A 21,288-nucleotide genomic window follows, 5' to 3' on the forward strand; every position below is an offset into this window, starting at 1 on the left:
GAAAACAAACTATAGCTGCTGAAGATATTCTTCATGATATGGGAATATTCAGTATGATGAGTTCAGATACAATGGCTATGGGAAGAATTGGTGAAGTTGTAACTAGAACTTGGCAAACAGCTAGTAAGATGAAAGTTCAAAGAGGGGTTATGGAAGGTGACAAAGAAAATTCTGATAACAACAGAGTTAAGAGATATGTTGCTAAATATACAATAAACCCTGCTATAGCTCAAGGAATAAGTGAGTATGTAGGATCTGTTGAGGTTGGTAAAGTTGCAGACTTAGTTCTTTATGAACCAGCATTCTTTGGAGTTAAACCTAAAATGGTTATCAAAGGTGGAATGATTAATAACTCAATCATGGGAGAAGCAAATGCTTCAATTCCAACTTGTCAACCAGAACTTCCAAGATCAATGTTTGGAGCTTATGGAAAAGCAATGTCAAACACTTGTATAACATTCGTTTCTCAATATGCTTATGAACATGGAATCAAAGAAAAATTAGGATTACAAAAAGAAGTATTACCTGTTAAAGGAATAAGAAACTTAACTAAAGAAGATATGAAACTTAATGGAGAAATGCCTAAGTTAGAAGTTGATCCACAAACATATGACGTAAAAGTTGATGGTGAATTAATCACTTGTGAACCAGCAGATAAATTACCTTTAGCTCAAAGATACTTCTTATTCTAAGAGAGGAGAAGAAAAGCAATGATTTTTGAAAGAGTATTAGGAAATGTAGAAAATACTAATGTAGATGGATGCCACGTGGAAAAGGTATATCTAAATAATGAAGAAATGCTAAAAAGAATAATTAGAGTTACTTCAGATCACGGAAATGATTATGGAATTTCACTTTCACAAGGTGAAAAACTTAGAGATGGAGATATTCTAATGAATGATGGATACAATGTAGTTGTTGTAAAATTTAATTCAGAAGATGTTTTAGTAATAAAACCAAAAGATATGAATCAAATGGGAAAAATAGCTCACTATATTGGAAACAAACATTTACCTGCTCAATTTATGGATGGAGAAATGATAATCCAATATGACTATGTTGTTGAAGAAGATCTTAGATTAAGAGGAATAGATTTCTCAAGAGAAAATAAAGAATTAAAAGAGGCATTTAAGCATGTTGACTTCGCACACAAACACTAATTTAAAAGTGTTGCAGATAATGCAACTTTGTGATTCTAACTTCCCAATAGGATCATTCAATCATTCTTATGGAATGGAAACTTATCTTAGAGACAATAGAATTAAAAATACTGAAACTTTTAGATACTGGATAACAGCATTTTTTAAGAATCAGTTTATGTATAGTGATGGTCTTTCAATTAAGTTTTTATATGAATACTTAAAAAAGAAAGATACTAAAAAAATATTAGAATTAGATAGAAAAATAACAGTTCAATGTATGGCATATGAAACAAGAAATGGAAACAAGCTTGTTGCTAAGAGAATGTTAAGTTTATTTTTAGATCTATATGATTCTAATTTATTAAAAAAATATTCTGAGAAAATCAATAAAGGAAAAGCTTTTGGTCATCCAGCATTAGTATTTGGAATGCTTATGTATGAGCTAGAAATAAAGTGTGAGGATGCTATACAGTACTATATGTATAGCACTGCCTCAACTTTAATACAAAATGCAGTTAGAACAATACCTTTAGGACAAAAGGATGGGCAAATACTTTTAAAAGAATGCTCAGAAAGCTTTGATAATCTTACAAAAATTATTAATGAATTAGATGAAGACATGTTTGGGGCTAACGTTCCAGGTATTGAATTAGCTCAAATACAACATGAAACATTAATATTTAGATTATTTATGTCATAAAAAAGAAAGGTAGTGATTTTATGAAACCAGTTGTTATAGGTGTAGGAGGACCAGTTGGAAGTGGAAAAACACTTTTAATTGAGAGACTAACTAGACAAATGAGTAAAGAGTATGAATGTGCAGTAATAACTAATGACATTTATACAAAAGAAGATGCTAAATTTATGGTAAAAAATTCTGTATTACCAGAAGATAGAGTAATAGGAGTTGAAACAGGAGGATGTCCTCATACTGCTATTAGAGAAGATGCTTCAATGAACTTTGCTGCAATTGAAGAATTAAAAAATAAATTCAAAGATTTAGAAATAATATTCTTAGAAAGCGGTGGAGATAACTTAGCAGCTACTTTCAGCCCAGACTTAGTAGATTTTTCATTTTACATAATAGACGTAGCTCAAGGAGAAAAAATTCCTAGAAAAGCTGGTCAAGGAATGATAAAAAGTGACTTATTCATAATAAATAAAATAGATTTAGCACCATATGTTGGAGCAGATTTAGAAGTAATGAAACAAGATACATTACACTTCAGAAAAGAAAATACTTTCATGTTTACAAACTTAAAAACTGATGACGGATTAAATTCAGTTATTGATTGGATAAAAAGAAACTGCCTTTTAGAAGGAATGTAGTCTTATGAAGTCAATAGATACAAAACATGAAAATAAGGAAAATTATGATGCTTATATTGATTTAGTTTTAGCTAAGAGCGGAAATAAGACAATAACAACTACAAGAGCTTATGATGGAGTAATGAGAGTTTCACCAACACTTCATTTAGATAGAGAAGAAATATCAACTTATTTCTTAATTCAAATAGGTGGAGGATATGTTGAAGGTGAGAAATTCTTAAACAATATAGAAGTTAAAGAAAATGCTAGAGCTATAGTTACAACTCAAGCATCAGCTAAAATCTATAAATGTGAAAATAAGCTTGAAACATATCAAAAAACTAATATAAAACTAGATAAAAATAGTATATTAGAATTTGTAACTGATCCTGTTATTCTTTATAAAGATGCAAAATATAAGCAAGAAAATAATATATATATGGATGAAACTTCAACATTCATTTATACAGATGGTATAACTTCTGGATGGTCTCCAGATGGACAAGATTTTAAATATGATAGAGCAAAGTTACAGACTAATTTATATTACAATGGAGAACTTGTTTTATTAGATAATCTAGTTATGGAGCCAGCTAAATATGATATAAGTCATATTGGATATTTAGAAGGATATTTAAATTTTGGAACTCTATTAGTAGTAGACAAAAAGATTGATAAGAAATTTATAGAAGAAATGAGAAAAGAATTAGAAAATGTTGATCTTGATGTTAACTTTGGAGTTTCTTCATTAGAAGTTAATGGATTTATTCTTAGAGTTATTGGAAATATGACTCAGGATATAGAAAAAGTTATTAGTATTTGTCATGACTATGTGAGAAAAGAATTATTTAATTCAATTCCACTAGTTATAAGAAAATATTAGTTAAATTAAAGGTTATTATAATAACCTTTAATTTAGAAATTATATTTGGATTTTAAAATTTAATATTTAAGGAGGAATTATTATGTTAGGAGCAGTCCTTTTATACGTAGGATTCGTTTTAATGATAAATGGTATAGGTACTTTAACAAAAATACCACCAAAATCAACAGCAGTAATGAATATATTCACAGGAGCATTATCAATAGTTATGAACTTTGGTTCATTACTTATTGCACAAGCTCAAGGTGGAACTAATATGTCAGCATTCTATGCAGATGGAACAGGATTATTATTTGGATTTACATATTTATTTGTAGGAATTAATTCAATCTTTGACCTTGATAATAGAACATTTGCATGGTATTCATTATTTGTTGCAATTACTACTATTCCAGCTGGAGTAATTCAATGGAGAGAAGGCGGAATTTGGAACATTCTTATGGCTATTATTTGGTGGGCATGGGGAGTCCTATGGGTTACAGCACCAATAGAAACACTTTGGGGTAAAAAGCTTGGTAAATTTACACCTTGGTTAAGTATCATTGAAGGTATATTTACTGCTTGGGTTCCAGGATTCTTAATCTTAATAAGCGTTTGGAAATAAAATTTTAAAAATTAAATTACCATATCAATTGATATGGCAATTTAATTTTTTATATATGGTTATTAAGGCTTGGTAAAGATGTAATGCTAATTAACTATAAACATATAAAAAAATAAACTTAAAAATTATAGAATATAGAAGAAAGGGATGATTTTTTTGTTTAACGAAATTATACATAGTAATGAAACATTTATGATTATTTCTACTATATTAGTATTTCTAATGACTCCTGGATTAGCATTTTTCTATGGAGGATTAGTAGAAAAGAAAAATTCGCTTACAATAATGTTACAAATCTTCTTAGCTATAGGAGTTGTAGGACTTTTATGGATATTTGGAGGATTTAGTTTAGTATTTGGTAAAGATATACACGGAATTATAGGTAATCCACTTCAATATTTTGGATTTAAAAATATAACTTTTAATGTAAATGCACAATATGGTTCAACTATACCATTTTTATTATTCTTTATGTATCAATTAATGTTTGCTATAATAACTCTACCATTAATGACTGGAGCTATGGCAAATAGAATGAAAATTGGAGGATGGGTAATCTTCCTTATAGTATGGATGATATTAGTTTACTTCCCAGTTGCACACTGGGTATGGGGTGGCGGATTCTTAGCTAAAATGGGATTCGTAGATTTTGCTGGAGGAACAGTAATCCATGCTACAGCAGGATTCTCAGGACTTGCTGCAATTTTTATTCTTGGAAAAAGAAAAGTTGTTTCAGGAAAAGCACCTTTTAATTTAGGACTAGTAGCAATTGGTACAGCTTTATTATTATTTGGTTGGTTTGGATTTAACTCAGGTGGAGTTTTAGCAGCTAATGGATTGGCTTCTATAGCATTCACAAATACTGGTGTTGCAGCAATAACTTCTATGATTGTTTGGACAATAATAGTTTATATAGAAACTAAAAAATTCTCTTTATTAGAATTATTTGTTGGAGCAGTAGCAGGATTAGCTACAATAACTCCTGCTTCAGGATATGTAACTCCTGATTCAGCAGTTATTATTGGAGCAGTAGCAGCTATATTCTGTTTTGCTTGTGTAAAATTTGCAAAGAAAATGCAATGGGATGACGCATTAGATGTATGGGGAACTCATGGTATGGGAGGAGTTCTAGGAACTCTTGCTGTTGGTGTATTAGCAAATAGCTTAGTTAATGGAGTACATGCAAGCGTACATCAATTCCTTATCCAATTATTTGGTGTAGTACTTGTTTCAGTTTATGCTTTTGTTGTAAGTTTCATAGTTATAAAAATAATGGACAAAGTATTAGACATAAGAACAACTGAAGAACAACAAAGAATAGGATTAGACAAAACTTTACTTGGTGAAGAGTATAGTATAGATGATTAATAAGAAACCCTCAATGAATATATATTCATTGAGGGTTTTTATATTTAATAAATAAATTAATTAAATATATATTCTTATTATTTAGGAATGTATTATTTATAATATAGTTTTAAATTTATCTGAACACTTTGATGGAGTAAATTGAATTATTTCAAATTCAGCTAAATCTTTCCTAAAGAACACATCTTCTTTTATTATTTCCATAACATCTTCTTTATTTTCTTTATTACAAAGTATAATTCCACCATTTCTAGGTGTTTTTCTTCCAGAGCATAAAAAATTATTTTCTTTAAAATTTTTATCTAAATATTTTATATGCTCTTCTAAATTTTCATCAATTATATCCAAATTTACTTTATAAGTTAAGTTTATAATAAACATACTTGTAAACCTCCTAAAAATATATTATCATTATATAGTGACCACGGTCACTATAATATACTTTTTATAAATAAATGTCAAGCAAGCTTATTAAAGGGAGAATTAAGATGGAATCTATATCTAGAAAAAGACAAGGTGAATTAACTAAAGAAAAGATTTTTAAAAATGCCGTTAGATTAATTAAAGAAAAAGGATATAACGATGTAACTGTAAGTGAAATTTGTAAAGAATCTGGAGTTTCTAAAGGTGGGTTTTATGTTCATTATAAATCTAAAGAAGATATTGTAAGAGAAAGTTATTATAGTAATATGAATGATTATATTAATGATAGATTTTCAAAATTAAATAAAAAAACTTTATCTATTAAAGATAAAATAAAAATATTTTTAAATTTAGAATTAGAATTTGCCGAATATATAGGATATGAATTAACATGTTTATCTTATGTTATGAATTTAAATGAATGCACAAAAGGTGAAAGCAAACATTTTGAAAAAAGAGAGTTTTCATCTATATTAAAAGAGTGTATTTTAGAGGCTAAAGAGCAAGATATGCTTAAAGAGGACTTAAGTATTGATGAAGCATTTTTATTTATTGAGAGCGGAATTAGAGGGTTTATGGCGTCTTGGTGTTTTTCTAATAATAAATTTAATATTTCTTTATTAGGTAAAAAATATATAGATACAATTATTGAAAGCATTTTAATATAAATTATAATTTCAAATAATATGGAAAAATTTATATAATATTTGCAAATCTTCATTTAATATTATATAATAATTATTATTAAGAGAGATTAGGAGAGAAAGTTATGGAAAACAAAATATTAGAAATTGGAAATATGGCACCTGAGTTTAAAGCTATGGGTTCAGATGAAAAAGATCACAAATTAAGTGATTATAGAGGGAAAAGAGTTATACTTTATTTTTATCCAAAGGATAATACTCCAGGATGTTCTTTAGAGGCTCAAGATTTTAAAAAATATAATGAGCAATTTATAGATAAGAATACAGTGATAATAGGAGTAAGTAGAGACTCATTGAAATCACATAATAAATTTATAGAGAAATATGAATTACCTTTTCTTTTAATATCTGATGAAAGTGAAGAAGTATGTAATCTTTATGGAGTTATGAAAGAAAAAAATATGTTCGGAAAAAAAGTTTTTGGAATAGAAAGAAGCACTTTTATAATTGATGAAGAAGGAAAGATAGTAGATATTTATAGAAAAGTAAAAGTAAAAGGACACGTAGAAGAATTATTAAATAAATAATAAAAAAAAGACTTATGAAAGGATAGTTTCTAATTAGCCTTTCATAGGTCTTTTTATGTAACTTAAACTTTATATAACTGCAAATATCGCCATTCCAATTGAGAAAATAATTGGAGCTAATATAACAGTTATTATACCATTAACACCAATTGCAAGAGAACTCATAGCACCTTCAGTTTCACCAATTTCTAATGCTTTTGTTGTACCAACAGCATGTGATGAAGTACCAAGACAAAGTCCAACAGCAATTTTGTTTTTAATTCTAAATATTTTTGTGATAAAAGGTTGAATTATAGCACCTATAATACCAGTTGTAATAACAGCAAGAACAGTTACAGGAACTAAACCGTGAAGCTCTGCAGTTACTGATATTGCTATAGGAGTAGTTACTGATTTAGCCATTAATGAGGCAATCATTTTTTTATCTAATCCTACAAAGTGTGAAAGTAATAATATTGATATTATTCCTCCGCCGCTTCCACAAATAATTCCAACAAATATTGGAATAGCATTTTCCTTTAATCTATCAATTTGCTTATATAAAGGAACTGCTAATACCACAGTCGATGGTGCTAAAAATAGATTTATAAATCTTGCTCCATCATTATAAGTTTTAAAACTTATATGGAATACTAATAAAAATCCTATTACTAAAATTATGGCAATTAGCAAAGGATTAAATATTGGTAAATTTGTTTTTCTATATAATAAAACACCGATCTCATATGCTATAAGTGATATAACAATACCAAATAAAGCATTATTTATAATGACATTTGAGATAGTTGACATTTTTTACACTCCTTTTTAGTATGCCTATTTAATTTCTTTTAAATTGTTTTGTTTTTTCTTGTCCATTTTATTTGCAATAGCTTGAACTACTAATCCAGTGATTGTCATTGTTATAGCAGTAGTTACTAAACAAACTATTAGTATCTGAACAATATTAGCTTTTATTAAACCGAAAGAGTTCATTACGGCAACTCCTGCTGGTAAAAAGAAAAAAGCTAAATGGTCTAGGAAGAAATTACTTATTGTATTTATTTGCTCAAGTTTTATTATCTTTAAGCAAAGGGCTATAAATAATAAAATCATTGCAATTATATTCCCAGGGATAGGTACATGGGTTACAGCAGTAATTACTTCACCAATAATATATAATATTAAAATTATTAATGCTTCTCTAAATAGTTTCACTTGCTGTTCCTCCTTTACTATAATTTCATTAATACTGTATCACTTAAAGTTAACTAAGTAAATAAACTAAAAATGACAATAATAAAAGATTACATCATGAAAACGATGTAATCTTTTTATAGAAACTCTGAAAACCCTCATATCTAGAGGGTTATAGAGAAAAAGAGTTAAGAAAAATAATTTACTTTTTGTTCACAAAATATGCTTCTAAAATGCTAATTCCTTTATACATAAGAAAAGCGATAATTGACAAAATGACAATGCTCATCATTACCATGTCTAATTGTGATATTTGACCACCATAAACTATTAAGAAACCTAGTCCTTCTCTAGCTACTAAAAATTCTCCCATTATAACACCAACCCAAGATAATCCAAGATTTATTTTTAATGTTGATATTAGTACAGGAACAGAAGCTGGTAATATTAAATATCTTATTATTTGAAGTTTAGAAGCTTGAAATGTCTTCATTAAAAGAAGTTTTTCAGGGTCTATTTCATTAAATCCTGTTAATATGCTTAAAATTGTAGTTACTATGGATATTAATAATGCCATAGCAATTATTGCTGAAGTTCCATTACCAATCCAAAATAAAATAATAGGAGCTAGTGCAACTTTAGGCAATGCATTTAAAACAACTAGATATGGGTCTAATACTTTTGATACTTTAGGAAACCACCAAAGTAATATAGCTACTAAAGTTCCTATTAAAGTACCTAATAGAAAGCCTAAAATAGTCTCATATAAAGTTATTCCTATATGAGTTAATAATGTTCCATCTCTAAGAAATTCTAAGAATGAATTGACCATTCTAGTAGGTGAAGAGGTAAGGAAAGGATCTATGATATTTAGTCTGGCAAAGAGTTCCCAAAATAAAATAATTAGAACTAAAATTAAGCATCTAAAAAATGTTATTTTTCTTTTTCTTTTTTTAATATTTTGTAAATAAAGTGTATGCTCATTGCTCATAATTTAATCCTCCATTTCAGTCCAAATATGATTGAAGTAATTCTTAAATTCAGATGAGCTTCTTCTTTGGAAAGGTGTAAGTGATTTCTCAAAAGAAATATCTATAATTTCTTTAATAAAAGCAGGTCTTTTACTTAGTAATATAATCTTGTCAGAAGTTGAAATGGCTTCACTTATATCATGAGTAACCATAACGGCTGTTTTTCCTTCAGATTTTATTATTTCGTGAATGTCATTACAAACATTTAGCCTAGTTTGATAATCAAGAGCTGAAAAAGGTTCATCTAAGAAAAGAATGCTAGGTTTTAAAGCTAGAGTTCTAATTAAAGCTACTCTTTGCCTCATACCTCCAGAAATTTCAGATGGTTTATGATCTTTAAATTTTTCTAAATCATATTTTTTTATTAAGCTCTCTACATAAGATATATTTTCATCATTTAATACTCCTTTAATTTTTAAACCTAAAGTGATATTGTTAAATACTGATGTCCAAGGAAATAAATGATCCTTTTGAAACATATAGCCAATCTTATCTAAATTATTTTTTAAAGGACTATCATTAAATAGTATAGAGCCTTCAGATGGAACTAAAAGTCCACTCATTATATTTAATAATGTAGACTTTCCACATCCAGAAGGACCTAATATACATATATAATCTCCTTCATCTACAGTAAAACTAATATTTTTGATTGCCTCTATTTCGCCTTTTTCTGAATGATATCGCATTTTTATATTATCTATTTTTAATAAACTCATGTAAAACTCCGTTATTAATTAGTTTTTACATTTTCAGCAAAAGTATTATCAACGATATCAGAGAAAGCAGGTGTCTTTTTAATTAGGCTACTATCATAAGATTTTATTACATCTATAAGATTATTTAATCCTTCTTCACTTACTTTAGGATCTTTAGCTAAAGCATCAATTTTCTTATAGTTATCTATAACATTTATCATTATATCCATATCAGTACCAGGGAAAAATGAGATTATAGATTCAGCTATTTCTTTAGATGAATGAGAATGGAACCATTCTTGTCCTTTAGCTATAGCATTAGTAAATTTTTGAATTGTTTCTGGGTTATTTTCCATATAAGATTTAGAGGCAAAAAAGCAAGTATAAGTCATATTTCCTGCAGATTCACCAATTGAAGCCACTATTTTAGCATTTCCTTCTTTTTCAAGCATAGAAGCAGTTGGTTCAAAAAGTGCAACATAATCTCCAGTACCAGATTTAAAAGCACTTGCAGTAGCAGTAAAATCTAGATTTGTAAGTAACTTAACATCTGATTTAGGATTAATATTATTTTTTCTCATAACATATTCAAGAGCCATTTCAGGAACACCACCAGGTCTTCCACCAATTATTTCTTTTCCTTTTATATCAGACCATTTAAAATCTTTATCATTTCTTCCAACTAGAAATGATCCATCTTTTTGAGTAAGTTGTGCAAATAGAACAGGTAAATCTTCACGACCTTGATTATAAATATAAATTATTTGTTCAGGTCCGCAAAAACCAATATCAGCATTTTTAGAAAGGACATTTTGCATTACTTTATCAGCACCTTGTCCAGTAGAAAGATATATATCTAATCCTTCTTCTTCAAAGAATCCCTCATTTATAGCTATATACATAGGTGAATAAAAAACAGAACGAACAACTTCATTTAATCTAACTGTTTCTTTAGAAGAAGTTTTATCATTAGAACAACCACCTATAAAAACTATAGATATTATTAAAACTAATAGAGTAGATAAAATTTTTATTTTCTTTTTCATATTACATATCCTTATTATAATAATTAATTTTAATTTATGATATGACATCAAATGACAAAATGTTAAAATAAAAAAATTAGATATGCATTAATTTATGCATATCTAATTTATTATTTAGATTCAGATAATTCTTTATTTTTTTCTTTTATAGTTTTACTTAAATGTTGCATTCCAATAGATATTATAATGCAAATTAATACTACAGTTACACAGGATAACATACAGCTAAATAAAGTATTAAAATTAAGATATGGTAACATAGTATTAGCTACAGTTCCATGAAATAAATACATATAAAGAGACATTTTACCTAGTGAGGAAAGTGAAGTTCTTTTTTGTGGTATTATTGAAATTAAAAATCCACCTATTAAAAAGGCACCAATGTAGTGGAATGCTCTACAGAATAAAGGAAAAAGTCCTAAATCAATAAAATGCTCATAATTTGTATATTCAAATAGTAAATCTACAGGAATATAGTTTTGTAAAAAATAAAGTATAATCAATATGGTAATAGATCCAATTAATAAATAATTTCTATATTTTTTTATAGTTTCTATATATTCACGCTTGAACATCATACCAGCTATAAAAAATGGAAGAAAGAAAAATGTTCTAGAAAAGCTTCCATTACTTCCTACACTAGTATCAAAACCTATTATAAGTGAAAATATTATTGAACCTATAAGCCACAATTTTTCATTTTTTATATAATCAGAAATTATATACCATGCAGTTAAAGATAATAAATACCAGAATGTCCATTGTGTTGCAAGTAAAGTAAAATCTAATTCTCCGTGAAGTATATAATTGTAATATGCTACATAAAGGATTTGAGCTAGTACATATATAGTAAATATGTGTTTAACTTTTTGAACTGTTGTTCGCTTACTTCTTTTTGAAAAATATCCTGAAACAAAAGTAAATACAGGCATATGAAACATATATAAAAATAATATAAAATAATGTACATTTACATTAGTAGGAGAGGCTAATTCTAAAGTGTTACCTACTATGACAGCTATAATAAGAAAACCTTTTAAAGTGTCAAAGAAATAGTCTCTTTTGTTAATAGAAATTTCCAATATAAACCCTCCTTGTTAAAAAAGTTCATAAAAACTTAATTTATTGTTAAATTATATAATAAAAATAATTAATGTACAAACCTAATATTGGAAAATATATCGAAAGAAGTTTCCTATAAAATATGATATTATATATAAAAGAAAAATATTACGAGGTGATAAAATGATAAAAGCTGTTTTATTTGATTTAGATGGGACACTTTTAGATACAAATGAATTAGTATATAGAAGTTTTAATTATATTTTTAATGAAAAACTAAATTTAAATTTTGATAAAAATAAAATAGGAGAGAATTATGGGAGACCTTTAGAGGAATCTTTTTCTAAAATAACAGAAAATAAAGAAGAAATAGAAAGTCTTATTAAAGAGTATCGTAAATATAATTTAGAAATTCATGATGATCTTTGTAGACCTTTTATAGGAACAGAAATACTTTTAAATTTTTTAAAAGATAATGGAATAAAAATAGGTATAGTAACTTCTAAGAAAGAGGATGTAGCAAAGAGAGGTTTAGAAATATCTAATCTTATGAAGTATATAGATATTTTCGTAAGTCCAGAGCACACTAAAAAGCATAAACCAGATGGAGAACCTGTTATTTATGCTTTAGAAAAATTAGGAGTAAAAAGAGAAGATGCAATAATGGTAGGTGATAGTCCTTATGATTTATTAAGTGGTAAAAATGCTGGAGTTAAAACTTGTGGAGTAAATTATACAATGATAGATATAAATGAACTTAAAAAAGTAAATCCAGATTATTTTATTGATAATCCAACAGATTTAATAAAAATTATTGAAAAGGAAGAGTTTTAATGAACATTCAGATATTTGGAAGAAAAAAATGCTTTGATACAAAAAAGGTTGAAAGATATTTTAAAGAGAGAAGAATAAAATATTCATTAATTGATTTAGATGAAAAAGGAATATCAAAAGGTGAATTAAATAATATTAAAAGATGTATAAATATAAATGATTTAATTAATACAAATGCAAAGGACTATAAAAAATCTAATTTAGATAAAATAAGAGCAGTTGAAATGAAAGAAGAAATACTTCTTAAAAATCCAAAACTTATAAAATCTCCTATAGTTAGAAATGGGAAAGATTCTGTTTTAGGATATAATGTAGATAAGTTTAAAGAATGGGAGTCAAGTAATGAGTAAAAGAAAATTTAAGGGAAGTGTAGTTTTAAACCCAGTACCAGTTGTTATTATTTCAACTAAAAATAAAGAGGGAAAGGAAAATGTTTTTACAGTTGCTTGGACTGGAACAGTATGTACAAAGCCTCCAATGTTATCAATATCAGTAAGACCTAGTAGATTATCTTATGAATATATAAAAGAAACTATGAGTTTTGTTGTTAATATACCAAGTTCAGATATGGTTAAGAAAGTTGATTATTGTGGAGTTAGAAGTGGAAGAACAAATGATAAGATAAAAGAAATGGGATTTACTATGATACCTTGTGATGATATCGAAGGAAGTTATATAAATGAATGCCCTATATCAATTGAATGTAAAGTGAAGAGTATAGTTCCTTTAGGTACTCATGATATGATAATTGCTGATGTATTAAGTTCTCATATAGATGAAAGCCTTATGGATGAAAAAGGTAAAATACACTTTGAAAAAGGTGATTTAATTACATATTGTCATGGAGAATATTATAAAATGCCTCAAAATTCAATTGGGAAGTTTGGATATTCTGTTATGAAGAAAAAAACTCTAAAAATTAAAAATCAAGAAAAGAAATCTAAAGGTGAATTAAAAGAAAAAGATAATAAAAAAGATTTAAAGAAAAAATATAAAGATGAAAAAAATAGTAAGAAAAAGATTAATAACTTAAAAAATAAAAGTAAAAATTCTAGCATTTCAAAAAAGAATTCAAAGAAAAAAAGAAAAATAAAATAAGCAGCATTTTGCTGCTTATTTTAATATCTTCTTCTATAATTTGAATAAGAAGAATAACGGCTTCTTCTTGAACGTCTCTTATTTATTGTTCTAATAATAAATAAAATTATTAAAACTATTAAAGCTATACCTACAAGTACTCCTAAGTAAACAAATATGTTAGCTTTAATTAAATCAAATTTAGATATACCAATTGACCCTTTAACTGTTGTTTTATATTGACCAGAAACAAGAGTTAAATCTAAACTATCTTTTGAAGATGCCTTCCAAGCACTGTCCCCGTTGCTATTGAAAGTTATGTCAGTATGGTTTTTGTTAAATGTATTATTATACATCATAACATCTTGGTCTACAGTAACTGGTGCAGTTATTTCTTTAGTAGGACCAAAGAATCCAAAAAGTTTATACTTTAAAGTTACATCTTTAATAGATTGTCCGGACTTAATAAATACTTCAGGCTTTGCAGAATAACTATAGTTCATCATAGCTTCCATATCTTTGTATCTATTATCTGGGGTATGCATATCATTAGAGAATAATATTATCCCTAAAATTTCTCTACCATCTCTATTGTAAACACTAGCTAAACAGTTTCCAGCATCATTAGTTGTACCAGTTTTTCCAGCAATATTCCCATCTTTTCCAAGAAGTTCATTTCTGTTAACTAAATCAACTCTTTTGCCATTAATCATTATGCTAGAATTTTTTGTTTCCATAGTTTCCTTTACCCATGGATTGGCAAATGCCGCTTTTAAAAGAATTGCTAAATCGTATGCTGTAGTATAATGGTCAGTATCTTGAAGACCATTAGCAGTTACGAAATGTGTATCTTTCATACCTAATTTCTTAGCTTCTTCATTCATCATATTAGCAAAGTTTTTAGAATTTCCCCCAACATAATCAGCTATCATATATGCTGCATCGTTTGCAGAAAACATAAGTAATGCTTTCATAACATCCTCACCAGACATTTTTTGACCAACAGGAATACTAACTCCAGGCCAATTTGAATGTAATGAGTAAGGTGGTTGAATTGAAGCTTCTTTAGTAAAAGTAATTTCATCTGTTTTATTAGCATGTTCTGCAAAAAGTAATGCAGTCATAAGCTTAGTTAAGCTTGCAGGATAAGCTTTTGCATCAGCATTTTTTGAATAAATAACTTCCCCTGTTTTTAAGTCCATGCTTATTGCATATTTAGCTGATAAATTTGGACCTACATCATTGGTTGTAGCTTCAGTTGATATTTTTGTAGGAGTATCAGCATTAGCAATATTAGAAAAAGGTAAGAAAAATGATAGCATAAAAATTAAAGCTATCGTTTTAATAAGCAAATTCTTTTTTGAAAAAAAATTTGTTTTCGTCAAAGCAATCTCTCCATCTCATTTAATTTTATTTGGGACATATATAAAATGAGTATAACATTTAAAAAGTACAATAACAATAACGAAAAAATAATATAATTATTACAATTTATTAATAAAATTTATCATTTTAGGCAAACTAAAGACAGAGAGGGTGGTATTTTGAAAAAATTATATAAGTTTTTATTCGTTTTGGCAATTTTGCCATTAATTTTAACATTATTTAATAATATAACTGCATTTGGAGGTGAAATAAAAAAGACAGTTTATTTAACATTTGATGATGGACCATCAAAAAATAATACAGCAAGTGTATTGAATATATTAAATAAAAATGGAGTAAAAGGAAGCTTCTTTGTTGTAGGACAAAATGCAATTAAATATAAAGAGAATTTAAAGAATTTACAAAAGAGTGGTATGGGAATTTATCCTCATTGTAATGTTCATACTTATTCTCAAATTTATAAAAATAAAGATGCTTATTTTTATGATTTAAATTGTTGCAAAAATAATTTGAAAAATGTATTAGGTAATGATTATGATTTTAAATTTGTAAGATTACCAGGTGGAGCAACAAATGAAGTTTCAAATTTTAATATTAAAAATTCCATTTTAAAAGAACTTGATTATAAAGGAATAAATTATATTGATTGGAATGTTGATTCAGGAGATGCAGAAGCTGTTAGTGTATCAACAAACAAATTAAAAAGTAATTTTAAAAAAAATTGTGGAAAATACAAAGTAGAAGTAGTACTTATGCATGATACGGATGCTAAACATTCAACAGTTATGTCTCTTCAAGATTTAATAAATATATATAAGAGTAAAGGTTATGAATTCAAAACTTTAGACCAAATAACTGAAGATGAAATAGATTATTTAATACATACAAAAGTAGTAAATAGAGTTTATAAAGAAAAAAAGTAGATTTTTAATCTACTTTTTTTCTTTAAATCTATTTATTATATATTCTTTAGCTTTTAATTCTAAAGTATCATCAAGTTTTTCTAATTTTACTTCACCATATTTCTTTTCTAAAGCTAATGAAAGAATTTTATCTGCCAATTCAGGATTTTTTGAAAGTAATGATCCATGAAAATAAGTACAGAAAGTATTTTTATAAATACATCCTTCATATCCATCAGAACCATTATTACCATAACCTTCAACACATTTACCTAATGGTTTTAAATCATTTATATATGTTCTACCAGAATGATTTTCAAAACCTACATAAGTTTGATCAAATTCTTCGTTATATATAACTGTATTTCCAATAAATCTAGTGTCTCCACCTTCTGTGTAAATATTTAATATTCCAAGACCTTCTAGCTTTTCACCATTAGGAGCTCTATAATAGTTTCCAAGTAATTGATATCCTCCACAGATAGCAAGCAGTACTTTTCCATTTTCAACATATCTTTTAAGCTCTTCTTTTTTTGAGGATTTTAAGTCATCAGAAACTATAGATTGTTCATAGTCTTGACCTCCTCCAAAGAACACAATATCAAAATTATCAGCATTAAATTCATCATTGATAGAAGTGTTTATTATATTTACTTTTATTCCACGTCTTTCAGCTCTTTGTTTAAGAATAAGTATATTTCCTACATCTCCATAAACATTTAAAAGATCAGGATAAAGATGACAAATATTAATTTCCATATAATCTTCTCCTTACCAAAGTTTTTGAATGTATCCCTTTGAGTGAAGATACTTTCTATAATTTATCATAGCAGTATAAGTTGCAAGAATATAGAAGTTATTATCTTTAGAAGCTTTAATCATTTCAGTAAGTTTTTCATAATCAGCTTCAATTTTAAAGTTTTCTTCATTTAAACCAGCAATTTTAAGTCTTACTGCCATATCATACATTCTCATTCCAGAAATAAATACATCATTTATAGGTAGAGTATTAAGTTTTTCAAAGTCAACATCCCAAATCCAAGAAACATCTCTACCATCTGCATAGTTATCATTTAGCATGAAAAGACATGAGAAATCTTTTTTATTTAAGCAAAGAGTATCAAGTGCTTGATTATATCCAGCAGGATTCTTAACAAGTATAATTTTAGCTTGTTTATCTTCAATATTTATAACTTCTTGTCTACCAAAACTAGAATCTTGTTTACTTAAAGATTTTAAGATAGCTTCAGTTGGCATACCTAATTCTTTAGCCATAGAATATGCACAAAGCCCATTATAAATATTATAAACACCAGCTTGGCTTATTTTAACAATATCTTCATTAATCATAACCTCTGAACTATCAGTTTCTAAGTTTAATATTTCTTTTACTGAATATTTAAGTGGACTACGTTTATATCCGCAACTAGGACAATAAAAATCTCCAAGATGGTTATAAGTTATGTAGTTATATTCATAAGGAGCTTTACAAAACTTACAGAACTTAGCATCTGCATTTACATCAAGTTTAACTCCCTCTTTTACAGGAACAGAAAATCCATAGAATGAAGTTTCGTTAGGAATATCTAAATTTCCTAAAAGAGATTCATCACCATTTAAAATAAGTTTTGTTTTTGGAGTTTTTACTATACCTTCCATTATTTTTGAAAGAGTTGTATAAACTTCACCATATCTATCTAATTGATCACGGAATAGATTAGTGATAGTAAGAAGTTCTGGCTTTATATGTTCAGTTATGAACTTAACATTAGCTTCATCAACCTCAATTATTGCAAAAGCTCTTTTATTTGATTTACCAAATTTAAAATTGTCAACAAAACAAGCAACTATTCCGGCATACATATTAGCACCAGTATTATTAGTAATAACTCTACAACCACTTTCTTTTAATATGTTATAAATCATACTAGTTGTAGTAGTTTTTCCGTTAGTTCCTGTAATAAGTACAACTTTATAATCCTTAGCTACAGTTTTTAATATTTTTTTATCAAGTTTTAAAGCAACTCTTCCAGGAAAAGTACTTCCACCTTTTAAAAAGTTCTTTGATAGGAAAAGAACTAATTTACCTGCAAGTATGCTTATAATAGATTTTATATTAATAATATTCACCGTCCTTACTTTAATAAGTATTACCATTAATAATAAAAAAATATGATTATTTTTTTAAAATCTAAATATATATTAACTCTTATGTATATAGATTTCAATTAAAATAAACATTAAAAACTTATTAAGTGTAGAATTATTAACAAAATTTTGATAATATGAATAATATAAGGAGAAAATAGGGGGAGTTATGAGTAATTTTATAGAGGGTTATAAAAATCTTATTAAGAAAAAACCATATTTAGAAAGTGTATTTACAATATCAGGAGTATGTATATTTGCATTTTTAACTGCTTATATATGTAAAGTTTATTCTACAGAGGATGTAAAGGATACAAATTTAGTATTAAATGAAGAAGAAAGAAATTATTATGAAGGAAACTATGATGAAGCAATAGAAGAATTAAAGAAGAAAGAAGAAAAAGAAGATTGGCCAATTTCACTTATGAAACAAAGTAAAATTCAAGCAGTGAAAGGAGATATATTAGAGTCTAATTCTTTAGCTGAAAAGGCGTATATTCAAAGTAGAATTTCATTAGATGAAAATAGAAAATTAAAAAACAAAGATGAAGTAGCTAAACTGCTTAATGACATAAGCTTTACATATATTATGAATGGTGAAGTTTCAAGAGGAATAGAATTTGGAGAATTACTTTTAGATGAATATAGTGATAATGAAAATTTGAAAAAAACTCTTGCAACAGCTTATTTAGCTAATGGAGAGAATGAAAAATCTATAGAAATTTTAAATTCAATAGATATAAATAAAAAAGATAGTTATGAATTAAGTGAACTTGGAGAATTATATTTAATTTCAGGAGATTATAAAAAGGCTATTGAATTATTAAAAATAGCGTATAAAGAAGATAATACTAATGTAAATATTTTAGCTATATTAAAGGAATATAGTGAAAATAAAAATTTAAGAGCTTTTTTAGAAGAAAATGAAAAGGATAGCATAAATAATATATTTTTAGCACAAATAAATTTATATGATGAAAAGCTACATGATGATTCAATAATTAGAATAAATAAAATAGAAGATGAATCTCTTTTAAAGAAAGTATTAGAGTTGCAAGTAAGTGAAAAAGATTCTGATGAAGATAGAAGTAGTATCTTGCTAAAAGAGATAGAAGAAGAGTACAATGAAACTTATGGTGGTGCATATGTTCTTTCAAGAATTAATATAAAAAATGGAAATATAGAAGATGGAATTCATTATGGAAATAAGACAATAGAATTTAATGAAAATTTTGGAAAAGCATATGGTATTTTATTTTCCGAGGCTCTTAAAAATAGTGATAATATAGCAGATTCTATAGGAACTTATTTAAGAGAAGGGCTAGAAAAAAGTCCGTATAGTGTTCAATTAATAAAAGAAATAGCTAATTATTATAAAGAAAAAGGAGAACTTTTAATTAGTTATAATTACTACAAAATTGCTAGTAAATTAGAACCTTATAATGCTAGTAATCATATAAATCAATCTATATTAGAAGGGAAGCTTGAAGATGTTTCTGTAGCAAAAAATACAATAGAAGATGCAATAAATATAGATAAGGAAAATAGTGATTTATACAATTTTTTAGGAGTAATTTATTTAGAAACTGAAAATAGTGAGGAAGCTATAAAAAATATTAGAAAAGCATATGAATTAAATAATGATAATATAAAAGCATTAAATAATGCTGCTGTTTATTATACTAGATATGAAAAAAATATATTTAGAGCAAAAGAAAATATTGATTCAGCAAAAGATATGATAAATGATAATGTTGAATTAAAATTAAAAGAAACAATACTTAAAAATCAATCTCTTATAAATAAAACATATGAAGAAGTACAAAATTCAGATAGTGATAATTTTGAAATTGAAAATTTAGAACTATTAATATAATTTTAGTTTAAAAATAACAAAAAATATTTGAAAAAATAATATAGCTAATGGTAGAGATTGTTAACAGTTAAAGAAGAGGAGTGTATAGTAATGTATCCAATAAGATTTGAAAACTTATACTATGATAAAATCTGGGGGGGAAGAGATTTTGAAAATTTTAGAGATAATGTTCCAGATGGACTTATAGGAGAAAGTTGGGATATTGCATGTCATAGAAACGGTACTGGTGTTATAGAAAATGGAAGACTTAAAGGAATGAAATTTGATGAGCTTATTTATAAATATGGAAAAGAAGTTTTAGGTGATAAATTAAATACAGGAAAATTTCCTTTATTAATAAAACTTATAAATTCAAATGATAAGTTATCAGTACAAGTTCATCCAGATAATGAATACGCAGTGAAAGATAATGATTTAGGAAAAACTGAAGCATGGTATGTTGTAGATGCGAAAGAAGATGCAACATTAATTGTTGGAACTAAAGATTGTGATAAGAAAATTTTTGAACAAGCCTTAAAAGATGGAAATTTAAGTCCATATCTAAATAAGATAAATGTAAAAAAAGGCGATATGTTTTATGTGAAAAGTGGATTAGTTCATGCTATATGTGAAGGTGTAGTAATAGCTGAAATCCAACAAAATAGTGATACTACTTATAGAGTATATGATTATAATAGAGGAAGAGAAATCCATGTAGAAAAAGCATTAGATGTTATAGACTTTAATTTAAAAAGTGAAAATATTAAAGGTATTACTATTCATAAAGAAGGATATGATAAAACTATTCTTTGTTTAGGAGAATTTTTCACAATTCAAAAATATGAAATAGATAAAGAAGTAATTGAGGAAAGTGATAGAAATAGATTCTTTTTATTTACATGTGTAGATGGTGCTGGAGTGGTAGAAGGAAATGGAGAAGTTTTAAATATTAAAAAAGGTGATAGTTTCTTGATACCCGCTTATTTAGGAGAGTATAAATTAAAAGGAAAATTTACTTTACTAAAAAGTTATGTACCAGATATAGAAGAAGAAAAAAATAAAATTTTAAATGAAGTTATAAAGTAAAAAAATAGGGCTATTTAATAATAGCCCT

25 protein-coding genes are annotated in these 21,288 nt (G+C 26.7%); 15 read left to right on the forward strand and 10 right to left on the reverse strand.

The genetic code is table 11. The features are described from left to right. The 7 genes from CLTHE_RS01550 to CLTHE_RS01580 all read left to right on the forward strand — a co-directional run. The coding region (locus CLTHE_RS01550; protein WP_143324012.1) for an urease subunit alpha at nt 1-692 on the forward strand (692 nt) is incomplete at its 5' end. 18 nt (nt 693-710) lie between these two features. Further along, complete coding sequence (locus tag CLTHE_RS01555) at nt 711-1,160, forward strand: urease accessory protein UreE (RefSeq protein WP_080021686.1); 450 nt, start codon at nt 711-713, stop codon at nt 1,158-1,160. After that, nucleotides 1,135-1,842: an urease accessory protein UreF gene (locus tag CLTHE_RS01560; protein WP_002597139.1), complete on the forward strand. Its 708-nt coding sequence runs from the start codon at nt 1,135-1,137 to the stop codon at nt 1,840-1,842. Before CLTHE_RS01555 ends, CLTHE_RS01560 begins: the two co-directional genes overlap by 26 nt. A gap of 20 nt (nt 1,843-1,862) precedes the next feature. Next, nucleotides 1,863-2,471, forward strand: coding sequence for an urease accessory protein UreG (ureG, locus tag CLTHE_RS01565; protein ID WP_002597140.1), 609 nt, complete (start codon nt 1,863-1,865; stop codon nt 2,469-2,471). A gap of 4 nt (nt 2,472-2,475) precedes the next feature. Continuing rightward, entirely contained in the window at nt 2,476-3,333 is an 858-nt protein-coding gene (locus CLTHE_RS01570) for an urease accessory protein UreD (RefSeq protein WP_080021687.1), read from the forward strand. 82 nt (nt 3,334-3,415) lie between these two features. Beyond that, nucleotides 3,416-3,937, forward strand: coding sequence for an AmiS/UreI family transporter (locus CLTHE_RS01575; RefSeq protein ID WP_080021688.1), 522 nt, complete (start codon nt 3,416-3,418; stop codon nt 3,935-3,937). A gap of 156 nt (nt 3,938-4,093) precedes the next feature. Next, nucleotides 4,094-5,305 (forward strand): ammonium transporter, encoded by a 1,212-nt coding sequence (locus CLTHE_RS01580; protein WP_080021689.1) that lies wholly within the window; start codon nt 4,094-4,096, stop codon nt 5,303-5,305. Nucleotides 5,306-5,401: 96 nt separating this feature from the next. Here the strand turns inward: CLTHE_RS01580 and CLTHE_RS01585 are convergent, their stop codons facing one another. Next, on the reverse strand, nt 5,402-5,686 hold the full coding sequence (locus CLTHE_RS01585) for a YciI family protein (protein WP_080021690.1): 285 nt from the start codon (nt 5,684-5,686) through the stop codon (nt 5,402-5,404). Nucleotides 5,687-5,793: 107 nt separating this feature from the next. Here CLTHE_RS01585 and CLTHE_RS01590 point away from each other — a divergent pair, with 107 nt between their 5' ends. Both CLTHE_RS01590 and CLTHE_RS01595 read left to right on the forward strand, forming a co-directional pair. Continuing rightward, nucleotides 5,794-6,396 carry a TetR/AcrR family transcriptional regulator gene (locus CLTHE_RS01590; RefSeq protein WP_080021691.1) on the forward strand — a complete coding sequence of 201 codons (603 nt, stop codon included), beginning with the start codon at nt 5,794-5,796 and terminating at the stop codon, nt 6,394-6,396. A 101-nt stretch (nt 6,397-6,497) separates the two neighbouring features. Then, nucleotides 6,498-6,959 carry a peroxiredoxin gene (locus CLTHE_RS01595; RefSeq protein WP_080021692.1) on the forward strand — a complete coding sequence of 154 codons (462 nt, stop codon included), beginning with the start codon at nt 6,498-6,500 and terminating at the stop codon, nt 6,957-6,959. Between the two features lie 69 nt (nt 6,960-7,028). On the opposite strand, the gene CLTHE_RS01600 is transcribed toward CLTHE_RS01595, so the two are convergent. The 6 genes from CLTHE_RS01600 to CLTHE_RS01625 all read right to left on the reverse strand — a co-directional run bounded on the left by CLTHE_RS01600 (nt 7,029) and on the right by CLTHE_RS01625 (nt 11,992). Next, nucleotides 7,029-7,751, reverse strand: coding sequence for an LrgB family protein (locus CLTHE_RS01600; protein WP_080021693.1), 723 nt, complete (start codon nt 7,749-7,751; stop codon nt 7,029-7,031). Between the two features lie 24 nt (nt 7,752-7,775). After that, the gene (locus CLTHE_RS01605; RefSeq protein ID WP_080021694.1) at nt 7,776-8,156 is read right to left on the reverse strand and encodes a CidA/LrgA family protein; all 381 of its coding nucleotides are present in this window, start codon (nt 8,154-8,156) and stop codon (nt 7,776-7,778) included. Between the two features lie 181 nt (nt 8,157-8,337). Next, nucleotides 8,338-9,126 carry an ABC transporter permease gene (locus CLTHE_RS01610; protein WP_080021695.1) on the reverse strand — a complete coding sequence of 263 codons (789 nt, stop codon included), beginning with the start codon at nt 9,124-9,126 and terminating at the stop codon, nt 8,338-8,340. A gap of 3 nt (nt 9,127-9,129) precedes the next feature. Next, on the reverse strand, nt 9,130-9,885 hold the full coding sequence (locus CLTHE_RS01615; protein ID WP_080021696.1) for an ABC transporter ATP-binding protein: 756 nt from the start codon (nt 9,883-9,885) through the stop codon (nt 9,130-9,132). A 14-nt stretch (nt 9,886-9,899) separates the two neighbouring features. Continuing rightward, nucleotides 9,900-10,910 (reverse strand): ABC transporter substrate-binding protein, encoded by a 1,011-nt coding sequence (locus CLTHE_RS01620; protein ID WP_080021697.1) that lies wholly within the window; start codon nt 10,908-10,910, stop codon nt 9,900-9,902. Nucleotides 10,911-11,020: 110 nt separating this feature from the next. Next, entirely contained in the window at nt 11,021-11,992 is a 972-nt protein-coding gene (locus tag CLTHE_RS01625) for an acyltransferase family protein (protein ID WP_158082640.1), read from the reverse strand. A 163-nt stretch (nt 11,993-12,155) separates the two neighbouring features. Between CLTHE_RS01625 and ppaX the strand changes: the two genes are divergently transcribed. Genes ppaX through CLTHE_RS01640 form a run of 3 tightly spaced genes read left to right on the forward strand, consistent with a single transcriptional unit; the run spans nt 12,156 to nt 13,904 of the window. Then, the gene (gene ppaX, locus CLTHE_RS01630; protein ID WP_080021699.1) at nt 12,156-12,806 is read left to right on the forward strand and encodes a pyrophosphatase PpaX; all 651 of its coding nucleotides are present in this window, start codon (nt 12,156-12,158) and stop codon (nt 12,804-12,806) included. Beyond that, complete coding sequence (locus tag CLTHE_RS01635) at nt 12,806-13,156, forward strand: arsenate reductase family protein (RefSeq protein WP_080021700.1); 351 nt, start codon at nt 12,806-12,808, stop codon at nt 13,154-13,156. Before ppaX ends, CLTHE_RS01635 begins: the two co-directional genes overlap by 1 nt. Then, nucleotides 13,149-13,904, forward strand: coding sequence for a flavin reductase family protein (locus CLTHE_RS01640; protein ID WP_080021701.1), 756 nt, complete (start codon nt 13,149-13,151; stop codon nt 13,902-13,904). Before CLTHE_RS01635 ends, CLTHE_RS01640 begins: the two co-directional genes overlap by 8 nt. A gap of 20 nt (nt 13,905-13,924) precedes the next feature. Here CLTHE_RS01640 and CLTHE_RS01645 read toward each other — a convergent pair whose 3' ends face one another. Continuing rightward, nucleotides 13,925-15,268, reverse strand: coding sequence for a D-alanyl-D-alanine carboxypeptidase family protein (locus tag CLTHE_RS01645; RefSeq protein WP_242945605.1), 1,344 nt, complete (start codon nt 15,266-15,268; stop codon nt 13,925-13,927). A gap of 189 nt (nt 15,269-15,457) precedes the next feature. On the opposite strand from CLTHE_RS01645, the gene CLTHE_RS01650 reads away from it, so the two are divergent. Continuing rightward, nucleotides 15,458-16,192, forward strand: coding sequence for a polysaccharide deacetylase family protein (locus CLTHE_RS01650; RefSeq protein WP_158082641.1), 735 nt, complete (start codon nt 15,458-15,460; stop codon nt 16,190-16,192). Between the two features lie 9 nt (nt 16,193-16,201). Here CLTHE_RS01650 and CLTHE_RS01655 read toward each other — a convergent pair whose 3' ends face one another. Both CLTHE_RS01655 and CLTHE_RS01660 read right to left on the reverse strand, forming a co-directional pair. After that, the gene (locus CLTHE_RS01655; RefSeq protein ID WP_080021703.1) at nt 16,202-16,930 is read right to left on the reverse strand and encodes a type 1 glutamine amidotransferase; all 729 of its coding nucleotides are present in this window, start codon (nt 16,928-16,930) and stop codon (nt 16,202-16,204) included. A 12-nt stretch (nt 16,931-16,942) separates the two neighbouring features. Then, nucleotides 16,943-18,301 carry a Mur ligase family protein gene (locus tag CLTHE_RS01660; RefSeq protein ID WP_040413606.1) on the reverse strand — a complete coding sequence of 453 codons (1,359 nt, stop codon included), beginning with the start codon at nt 18,299-18,301 and terminating at the stop codon, nt 16,943-16,945. A 187-nt stretch (nt 18,302-18,488) separates the two neighbouring features. On the opposite strand from CLTHE_RS01660, the gene CLTHE_RS01665 reads away from it, so the two are divergent. Next, entirely contained in the window at nt 18,489-20,195 is a 1,707-nt protein-coding gene (locus CLTHE_RS01665) for a tetratricopeptide repeat protein (protein WP_080021704.1), read from the forward strand. Nucleotides 20,196-20,285: 90 nt separating this feature from the next. Further along, on the forward strand, nt 20,286-21,260 hold the full coding sequence (locus CLTHE_RS01670) for a type I phosphomannose isomerase catalytic subunit (protein ID WP_002597161.1): 975 nt from the start codon (nt 20,286-20,288) through the stop codon (nt 21,258-21,260). Nucleotides 21,261-21,288 lie beyond the last annotated feature (28 nt).

This window comes from Clostridium thermobutyricum DSM 4928, assembly GCF_002050515.1.
Lineage (GTDB): Bacteria > Bacillota > Clostridia > Clostridiales > Clostridiaceae > Clostridium > Clostridium thermobutyricum.